Raw genomic sequence first — 9,066 nt, 5'->3', positions numbered from 1 at the left:
ATCCAGTCCCATTGGCCGTGCCCGATGTTGTGGGCCAACTCCATGTTCTCGATGCTCTTCGCCGCCGCCAGTCCGACGGTCCCGAGCGCCCAGCCCACCTTGCCCTTGCTGACCGCGATGACGAGTCGGGAGCTGACGTCCAGCACCCGCTGGAACGCGATGGTCCGATGGATGTAGTCCCTGTCCCTCCCGCCACGGCTGTCCTCGACGTCGCGTCGGATCTCGTCCAGCGCGGCGGCGAAGTCCGTCAAGTCCTGCGGGGTCAGATGGGCGTATTCGGCGGTATCGGCGACGGCCATGGTGTTTGTCGCGTTCCTGTCGTCTCGGACGGCCACGGAGGGTCGCGAATCGGCGGGGTCATGGCCCAGTCGCGTGTACACGGCGGACGCGGGTTCAACGACCGCCGCGCCCGTTTACATGTTCACAGCCTATGCCCAGACGAGCCGCCGTGGGCCTCCCCACCCCACGCTTTCTACAGTCGCTCGCCCAACAGGGCTCGATTGAGCACGGCGACGAGCTCACCCCGGGTCACCATGCCCACCAGTCGATCGTCGGCGTCGACTATCGGTAGGTGCCGGAAGCCGCGGTCGGTCATCAGCGGGATCAACTCGGCCACCACGGCGGTGTCGGTCAGCGTGACGACGTCGGTGGTCATCACCGTGTGCACCGACCCGAACTCGATGACGTCGCGGTGGTACAGGTCCGTGATGGACACGATGCCCACCACCCGCCGCTCGGAATCGGTCACCGGCAACGACTTCACGTGGCGCTGCGCGATGAGCAGACGGGCCCGGTAGATGGATTCGGAGGGCAGCACGGAGGCCACGTCGCGGGTCATGATCCGGGAGACCGGCAGCGCGCCGAGGCGTCGATCGAGAGCTCGCATCTCGGCCTCGTGAATCAGTGCGTACACGTCGCCGGGCAGCACGTCGAGGCCGCGACCGGAGTGCAGCATCGCCTGCTCGACGTCGGCCCGTTGAACGCCGACCCGCTCCGTGGGGCCGGGGCTCGCCGCCTCCGCCGGCGGGCGGTGCGGGTAGTGGCGACCGGTCGCGTTGTTGACGGCGAGCGCCACCGCCAGCAACGCGACGGTATTCACCGCTACCGGCAGCGCGACGAACGCCAGGCCCTGCGCCTCGATCGCGGGCGTGGCCGTCGCGGCCAGCAATGCACATGCCCCGCCAGGCGGGTGGAGGCAGCGCAGCAGCATCATGACGACGATCGCCGTCCCGACGCCGAGAGCGGCGGCCAGCAGTTGATCGCCGAACAGCCAGTGCGCCAGCAGTCCGATGAGGGTCGACACCACGTTGCCGCCAAACACCGGCCACGGTTGGGCCAGTGGACTGGCAGGCACCGTGAACAGGAGGACGGCGGTGGCACCCATCGGGGCGATGATGAAGGGCAGGGCCTCGACGGCGCCGGGCATGACCTTCGCCGTAGCCCCGGCAACCAAGATTCCCGCCAGAGCTCCGAATCCTCCGCGCAGCAGGTCGGTGGCGCGCGTTCGCTGCTGCGCCATCAACCCGCCAGCGCTGGTCGTAGGAAGTCGCCCGACACCGTGATCGCCGGTGCTGACGTGTCCCCGCCGACGACGAGTGTCGCGAAGGCGATGTCGTCGACGATGCCCGCGAACCAGCCGTGCGAGTGGGTGTTGTCGCCGAATTCGGCGGTACCGGTCTTGCCGCCGAGACCCGGCACGTCTTGAAGCGCGGTCGCAGTTCCTTCGGACACGGTCTGCCGCATCATCGTCCGCAGGCTGTCGACGATCGCTGGCGGGATCGGTGCGGACGGGGTGTCCGACGTGGTCGGCTCGCCGACGACCAGGGTGGGGGTGATGGTCGCTCCGTGGCCGAGGCTCGCTTCCGCGACGGCCAGCCCGAACGGGCTCACCGTGACGGTGCCCTGCCCGATGCCGTTCTCCACCTTTTGCGCGGCGGTGTCGGCGTTGGGCACACTTCCGGTGATGGTGGTCAGCCCGGGGATCACGTAGTCGACGCCAATGCCGAACAGGCGGGCCATGTTTGGCAGAGCGTCTGCTGGTAGCGCGTCGGCCAACGACGCCATCGTCGTATTGCACGACCGCGCGAACGCCGTGGACAGCGGTACGGTGCCGAGCTCGAACTCGTCGTCGTTGGGGATGGTCCGGTTCTCGACGGTGATCGTGCCAGGACACGGTTCGGGGGTCTGCGGCGTGGCCAGCCCGGCCTGGAGGGCCGCCGCGGTGGTGATGGTCTTGAAGGTGGAGCCCGGTGGGTAGGAGCCCGTGAAGGCGATCGGACCCTGCCCGTTGGCGGCGGCATTCTGGGCCGCCGCGAGGAGGCCGCCGGTCGATGGCGAGATGGCCACCACCACAGCGGGTCGGGGTTCGGCCGCCACGGCCTGCTGCGCAAGCAACTGCAGGCGGGTGTCGAGGGTCGTGCGGATCGGGGCGGTGTCGCGCGGCGGGGTCGACGCCAGCTCTTCGGTCGGCTCTCCCTTGTCGTCGACGAGATGGACCGACCACCCGGCAGCGTCGTCAATCGCCTTCTGCCACAACGCTTGCAGCCCGTCGATGGCCGGCGAGGCCAGATCGCGGTTGGTGGTGAGCAGCGCGCCTTGTTCGGCCACGGTCACCCCGGCGATCTGCTTGAGCTGATCGGCGACCGTGGCGAGGTCGTCCTGGCGCAGTTTGACCACCGTGACGAGGTCGTCCTGCGTTGCGGCGAACTGACCGGTGATCGACTCCGCGGTGATCGAGGGGTCGAACGGCTGCAGCAGTGGCGCAAGGACGGCAGCGGAGTCGAGGTGGTCGCGTGTCAGGTTGACGACGCCGACGGTCTGCCAGGTCAGGATGGGTTGTCCGTCGCGGTCGGTGACCGGGGTGAGGAAGTTCTTGTCATCGCTGTACTGAAACGTCATGCCAGCTCGCAGCTTTGGCTGGAGGTCGGTGGGTGACCAGCGCACTCGCCAGTCGTCACCGGATTGTGCTGCCGTCGCGGTGGCCTCGTATTGCAGGGTCTTACCCGGCCCGAACGACCACGTATAGCTCAGCTTCGCGGTGTTCTCGTCGGTGGGGGTGGGATCTCCAGGACTCGAGACGTCGACCTTCACCTGCGCGGCCGGGCCCATGCCGTCGAACATCGACGTGATCGCGGCGGTCGCGGCGGCGGGGTCATCGGTGCTCGCGGCGGCAGCGCCGGCGTCCCTGCGCTGCAGTGCGTCGGCGAACGCGTGGAACGCGTCGTCCGGGCCGCTGCTGGAGAACAGTGAACAACTCGTCGAGACGACGAGCAGGACACCGAACACGATCGAAAGCACGCATCGTCTCGTCATGGCCTCCCGAGGGTAACCACGCGCGACGATGTCCTTGGCGAGGGTTCGGCCACGCCTCACCGCAGACCGATGCCGCTGCCAGCGTGGCAAATATCGTCGACGCCTTGACCGCCGCGCCCGACAGATCCGGTGGGTACGCGACCGGTATTCGATCCTCGACCCTGGAAGTTCGCCCATGCGTGCCTGTCGGTGCACTCTGAACATCTATTTCGCCTGAAAGGCGGGCATCGTTACGGTCCAGACGATTTGCGGCTGGCAAATTCGATTGCGACGGCTGCCACGGTTCGACCAGCGGCGTTCGATCTCGAGAGAAGGGGATGAAACGGTTGTGCTGGCAAATGTTCGATGGTCGGAGATTCGTGTACCATTGCCAGCGCGTGACTGAATGCGGTGCCCTGTGAATCGGTGCCGCGGGTGCGGTGAATTGGACCGACGCCGCACCGACAGACACGGCGGAGCGAGTTGCTGGTCCGGTACCGTCGGCGTTGCACGAGCAGGGCCGAGAGCACAGGGTCGGGGAAAGAGGTCGCCATGCTGAATCGAGATCAACCTTCGTCGCACGGCAGCGACACGCCCGCGAACCGCACCAAGCGCATTCGGCTGGGCGGCCTGGTAGTCGGCTCGGCCGCCGTGGTGGCTGCCGCCGTCATCGGGTCCGGGACGCAATTCGCCAGCCCCTCGATCGCGAACGCCGTGCCGAAACCGACCGCATCGGTCGAAGGCGGCACCGACCCCGACACCGCGTGGCGCTGGTATCAGAAGAACATCGGCGCCCCGTACACCACGATGGACGATGCGCTCAAGGCGTGGTCGGCTGCCATGCAGGCCGGAAACTTCGACGCGATGCACGCGTCGTGCAGCCAGATCAGCGGGGCCGGGGCCAGCTTCCAGGGCATTCTCCCCAGCCCCAACTCGGCCGCCAACTTCCGGCTCCAGGGCGTCGCCGACGATCTCTTCGCGGCTGGAGAAGCCTGCCGCGCGCTGCCTCCTGGAACCAACTGGGACACCGCCGCGGACATGTTGAGCCACGTGAACTCGGCGAAGGCACGGATCAAGGCCGCCGGCGCCATCATGCAGCCGTACGGCTGACCTTCGCGCTTCGAGGCCATACGCCCGTTCTCTCGCCTGCCCCCTGACCGCCAGACCCGCCAGGGTGTCACGGCGATCCGAAATTCGTCCGACCAAATTCAATCCGTCGCTGTAGCTGTCGATGCTGACGGCTATTGGTGGCGTCCGACACGGGGAGTTCGGTTTCCGCAACGATCCGTTCGGCGGGTCGAACGAATCGTTGCTGTGACATTGGCGCCCATGGCTGGGAATGGCAATCGACTGTCGCCCGCAACGCTGCGACCTCCCCGATTCCGCGGTGCCTTCGCCAGCATCGCAGCACGCCGTGAAATGGCGAGAAGCTAATTGACGCGGCCGCCAGGAATGGCCCGAACGGCGATATCGTGTCCACATGTTGCGGCCGGCGGATCTGACTCTGGACCAGATGGGCGAGCTTGCTGAGATCATTCCTGCGTCGGATCCCGAGCTCAAACCGTGCCACGGAACCTCGGCTGCACGGGGCAGGTTCGGCTCCAGGTCCTACATTCCGGTGTGTGAACCCACCCTGGGTGGCAACGAGTGGAAGTACGTTCGGCACGCCATCGAGTCCAATTGGATCTCCTCCGGAGGCAGTTACGTCGAGGAGTTCGAGCGGCGATTCGCCGAGGCCTGCGGGGTGCGCCACGCCATCGCGTGTACCTCCGGCACCGCGGCGATGCATCTCACGTTGGCGACGTTGGGACTGGAGCCCGGCGACGAGGTGATCGTGCCTGCGTTCACGATGATCGCGACGATCAACGCGGTCACCTACTGTGGCGCGACGCCCGTGCTCGTCGACTGCGAACCCGAATACTGGCAGATGGATGTCGACCAGGTCGCCGCCAAGATTACCCCCCGCACCAAAGTCATTGTGCCCGTGCATATCTACGGCCATCCCGTCGACATGGATCCTCTTCGCGAGTTGGCCGACGAGCACGGCATCCTCCTCGTCGAGGACGCCGCCGAGGCGCACGGCGCCGAGTACAAGGACCGGCCGTGCGGCGGACTCGGCGATTGTGCCGCCTTCAGTTTCTACGGCAACAAGATGATCACCACCGGCGAGGGCGGCATGGTGACCACCGACGACGACGAGATCGCCAGGATCGGCCGCAACCTGCGGGACCACGCGATCAGCTCCGAACGGCACTTCTGGCACCGCTATGTCGGCTTCAACTACCGCATGACCAATCTGCAGGCCGCGGTCGGGCTGGCCCAGATCGAACAGCTGGACACCTTCGTCTCCGCGAGGCGGCGCAACGCCCAGGAGTACACGAATCGGCTGCGGGGCATCGCCGGATTGCGCACGCCGCCCCAGGCGGCGTGGGCCAAGAACGCGTACTGGATGTACGGACTACTGGTCGACCGGGCGAGCTTTGGGATGAGCCGCGACGAGCTACGGGAGGCGTTGGCCGGCTACGGCATCGAGACCCGCACGTTCTTCATCCCGATGCACTGTCAGCCGATCTACTGGGAGCGGTTTCGCGGTCAGCGTTACCCGGTCGCCGAACGGCTCTGCCGCGACGGCCTCTACCTTCCGTCGTCGTCCGCGCTGGCGGTGGATGACATTGAGTACGTCACCGCGGCCATCTCCGGCGCACAGTCCCGGGCGGCGTAACCGCCACGACTCAGGCGTGCAGCGCCTCGGCCACCGCGCCGAGCGCGGCGAGATGGTCGTCGACCGTCCGCAGCCCGGCACCCATGGTGTTGACGGACAGGTGCGTGGCGCCGACGCCTGCCCACTGCGCGATCTCGGCGGCGGCCCCATCGACGTCGCCGGTCCACGACACCCGGCCCTCCATGCCGATCGTGGCCGGGTCCCGGCCTGCGGCGATGGCAGCACCGTCGACGACGGACTTCGCCTCCTCGAGCTTGGCGCCTGGCCCCATCATGGGGAACCACCCGTCGGCCAGCCTGCCTGCCCGCCGGTATCCGGGGGCTGACGCTGCGCCGATCCACAGCGGGATCGGACGTTGTACCGGCATGGGCGACAGGCCCGCTCCGGTGACCTTGTCAAAGGCGCCGTCGAAGGTCACGCTCTGCTCGGTCCACAGTCTGCGAAGCAGGCCGATCTGTTCGGTGGAGCGTTTGCCCCTGGTCGAGAAGTCTTCGCCGAGGGCCTCGTATTCCACGGCGTTCCAACCGATTCCGATGCCGAGTCGCAGTCGACCCCCGCTAAGCAGGTCGACTTCCGCGGCTTGTTTGGCGACCAGCGTCGTCTGCCTCTGCGGGAGGATGACGACTCCGGTCACCAGCTCGACCGATTCGGTGATCGCGGCGAGGTAGCCGAACATCACCAGTGGTTCGTGAAATGTGGTGTGCACGTCGTAGGGCCCGTTCCAGCCGTCGTGGACGGCGGGGTCGGCGCCGACGACGTGGTCGTAGACCAGGATGTGGCGATAGCCCAACTCCTCGACCCGGTTGGCGTACGCCCGCACCGCTCCTGGATCCCCACCGAGCTCGGTCTGGGGGAAGACCACTCCTACGCGCATGGGCACCTTCCGGTTCGATGATCCGTTTCTGCTCGGGAATGACGTCGAAATGACCCACGTCATTCCCGAGCCGAGCCCTATCGCCTCGTGCAGTCCAGTGAAACCGTCACCGTGCGGGCGACGACGACCTCGATGAAGCGGTCGCGATCGCCGCGGCCGTCCACCCGGACCACCTGCGTGCGCTCCTGGGGGTTGCGGACGTTGGTGACGGTGCAGTCCTTCAGCGGCGCACTTCCGATGCGGTCGATCCTCACGTCGAGGCCCTGGGCCTCGAGCTGACCAATGGTGGCGATCGCCGACTCCGCGGCATTCGCCGGAATTCCCGGCATGAGGAGCAATCCGATGGCGGCTGCGGCGATCGCGATCAAGGTGGACAAAGCGGTACGCATGACCACTCCCTTCGTAGTTGGACCCGCGGTTGGCGGTGATGTCTAAAGACTGCCGCCCGGCAGTGGGTCGTCGCATGAAGGATGTGTGGAGATCAGCTGGAGATCGCATGCAGGCTGTCGGGCCCGGCATCTGACGCAGACTCTGCACGTAGGGCGACGAAGTGCGAGTCGGCGGCGCCCTCACCGCAGAGCGGGCGGGCCGTCGCTACCCGAAGTGCGTCTTGGGTCGCGGCAGGCGCACGCCGTCGACCGCAATGTCGACCTTTTCGTTGTAGAACGCGACCAGCCCGGCGATCGGGGCGACCGCAGGCAGCGGATAGGCGTAGGTCCACGCCAGGTCGGGGTGCACCTCGTCCCCAACCCGCGCCGACCAATAACCGGTGGTGGTGCCCTTGTAAGGGCAGAGCGTCTCGGTGTCGCTTGGCGTCAGGTGCTCGAAGAAGACGTCGGTCCGGTCGACGTAATACCTTGTCGGCAAACCGGTTTCGAAGAGCATGACGGGGCTGGTGGTGTCGGCGAGCAGCACGCCGTCCAGTTCGACCTCGACGCGGCGGTGCGAGCGCAGGGCGTCGACCCGCGCGTACGGGTTGCGGGGGTGCCCGAGGATCCGCTCGTCCTCCTCGAACCAGTCGACGGCGTCCCAGTCGAACCGGGCGAGGCCGTCGACCGGGCCGCCGCCACCGGCGTCGAAGACCCTGACCGCAGACGGCCCCGCGCCGCCCCTGATCGAGTACGTGCGCGACGGCCCGAACTGAACCCGCTGAGGATGATCGTCGTCGACGAGCAAGTCGGTGCGAACGTCCCGCCAGGGGATGTAGTACTGCGGGTAGTAGGGCACCTCCCACACGTAGCGCGCGGCGGTCGTATCGAAGATCAGCTCGCCTGCTGCGTATCCGCGCACGCGGCGAGGGGCGGGCTCAACGCGACCGCGTTCGGCAGCCGTCCGCGGGTAGTCGCCGACTGAGTCCGGAACCATGGCGCCCTCCGTTTCGACTCCCCGACATGGGAGTGCCTCCACCATAGGATTGCGCAGGGACGGTGGAGCTACCGCCTGACCCCCGCCACGAGTCGCATCCGTCCGTCACCAGGAGCCCGCCATGGACCTCACCAACGACACCGCGTTGATCACCGGCTCGAGCGGCGGCATCGGGGAGGAGTTCGCGCGGCAATTCGCCCGTCGCGGCGTCAACCTCATCCTCGTCGCGCGGCGCGCCGACAAACTCGAAGAGCTACGCGACCGGCTGCTGGAGTCCAGCCCCACCCTGACCGTCGACGTCGTCGCCGCGGATCTCTCGCAGCCGGGGTCGGCCGCCCAGCTCGCGGCCAGGGTGCGCGACCTTGGGCGCAACGTCGAGATCCTCGTCAACAATGCGGGCGTCGGGTTGCACGGCGACTTCGTCGACCAACAGGCAGAGGTCAACGCCGCGCAGGTGCAACTGAACTGCACGACACTGGTCGAGCTGACGGCGCTGTTCATGCCCGCGATGACGCAGGCGCGGCACGGCCTCGTCCTGAACGTCGCGTCCACCGCGGCGTTTCAACCAACGCCGGGCATGGCGGTCTACGGCGCCACCAAGGCGTTCGTGCTGAGCTTCACCGAGTCGCTCGCCTACGAGACCAAAGGCTCGGGTCTCGGCGTTCTCGCTCTGAGCCCCGGTGCCACGCGCACCGAGTTCTTCGATGTCGTCGGCACCGAGGATGCTTCCGTGGGTCGCTTCCAGAACCCCGACCAGGTGGTGTCGCTCGCATTCCGCGAGCTCGACCGCCGCGACACCCCGCCGAGCATCGTC

At 67.3% G+C, this 9,066-nt stretch carries 8 protein-coding genes and 1 pseudogene; 3 read left to right on the top strand and 6 right to left on the bottom strand.

The window, feature by feature from the left end; translation table 11 throughout:
- The 3 genes and pseudogenes from ABW137_RS07505 to ABW137_RS07495 form a co-directional block, all read right to left on the bottom strand.
- Window positions 1–299: pseudogene (locus ABW137_RS07505) on the bottom strand (acyl-CoA desaturase); the annotation flags it as partial.
- Between the two features lie 173 nt (window positions 300–472).
- Window positions 473–1,519 carry a CBS domain-containing protein gene (locus tag ABW137_RS07500; protein ID WP_526398461.1) on the bottom strand — a complete coding sequence of 349 codons (1,047 nt, stop codon included), beginning with the start codon at window positions 1,517–1,519 and terminating at the stop codon, window positions 473–475.
- Complete coding sequence (locus ABW137_RS07495; RefSeq protein ID WP_526398459.1) at window positions 1,519–3,312, bottom strand: penicillin-binding transpeptidase domain-containing protein; 1,794 nt, start codon at window positions 3,310–3,312, stop codon at window positions 1,519–1,521. Before ABW137_RS07495 ends, ABW137_RS07500 begins: the two co-directional genes overlap by 1 nt.
- A gap of 531 nt (window positions 3,313–3,843) precedes the next feature.
- On the opposite strand from ABW137_RS07495, the gene ABW137_RS07490 reads away from it, so the two are divergent.
- Both ABW137_RS07490 and ABW137_RS07485 read left to right on the top strand, forming a co-directional pair.
- On the top strand, window positions 3,844–4,401 hold the full coding sequence (locus ABW137_RS07490; RefSeq protein ID WP_526398457.1) for a hypothetical protein: 558 nt from the start codon (window positions 3,844–3,846) through the stop codon (window positions 4,399–4,401).
- Window positions 4,402–4,771: 370 nt separating this feature from the next.
- Entirely contained in the window at window positions 4,772–6,013 is a 1,242-nt protein-coding gene (locus ABW137_RS07485) for a DegT/DnrJ/EryC1/StrS family aminotransferase (protein ID WP_526398456.1), read from the top strand.
- A 10-nt stretch (window positions 6,014–6,023) separates the two neighbouring features.
- Here ABW137_RS07485 and ABW137_RS07480 read toward each other — a convergent pair whose 3' ends face one another.
- The 3 genes from ABW137_RS07480 to ABW137_RS07470 form a co-directional block, all read right to left on the bottom strand.
- The gene (locus tag ABW137_RS07480; protein ID WP_526398454.1) at window positions 6,024–6,887 is read right to left on the bottom strand and encodes an LLM class F420-dependent oxidoreductase; all 864 of its coding nucleotides are present in this window, start codon (window positions 6,885–6,887) and stop codon (window positions 6,024–6,026) included.
- A gap of 77 nt (window positions 6,888–6,964) precedes the next feature.
- Window positions 6,965–7,276: a hypothetical protein gene (locus ABW137_RS07475; protein ID WP_526398452.1), complete on the bottom strand. Its 312-nt coding sequence runs from the start codon at window positions 7,274–7,276 to the stop codon at window positions 6,965–6,967.
- A gap of 205 nt (window positions 7,277–7,481) precedes the next feature.
- Window positions 7,482–8,252, bottom strand: coding sequence for a DUF427 domain-containing protein (locus ABW137_RS07470; protein ID WP_526398451.1), 771 nt, complete (start codon window positions 8,250–8,252; stop codon window positions 7,482–7,484).
- Between the two features lie 121 nt (window positions 8,253–8,373).
- On the opposite strand from ABW137_RS07470, the gene ABW137_RS07465 reads away from it, so the two are divergent.
- A partial coding sequence (locus ABW137_RS07465) for an SDR family NAD(P)-dependent oxidoreductase (RefSeq protein ID WP_526398449.1) occupies window positions 8,374–9,066 on the top strand: 693 nt, incomplete at its 3' end.

The organism is Mycobacterium sp., from assembly GCF_040509115.1.
GTDB lineage: Bacteria > Actinomycetota > Actinomycetes > Mycobacteriales > Mycobacteriaceae > Mycobacterium.
This window is presented reverse-complemented; position numbering and strand designations above follow the sequence as displayed.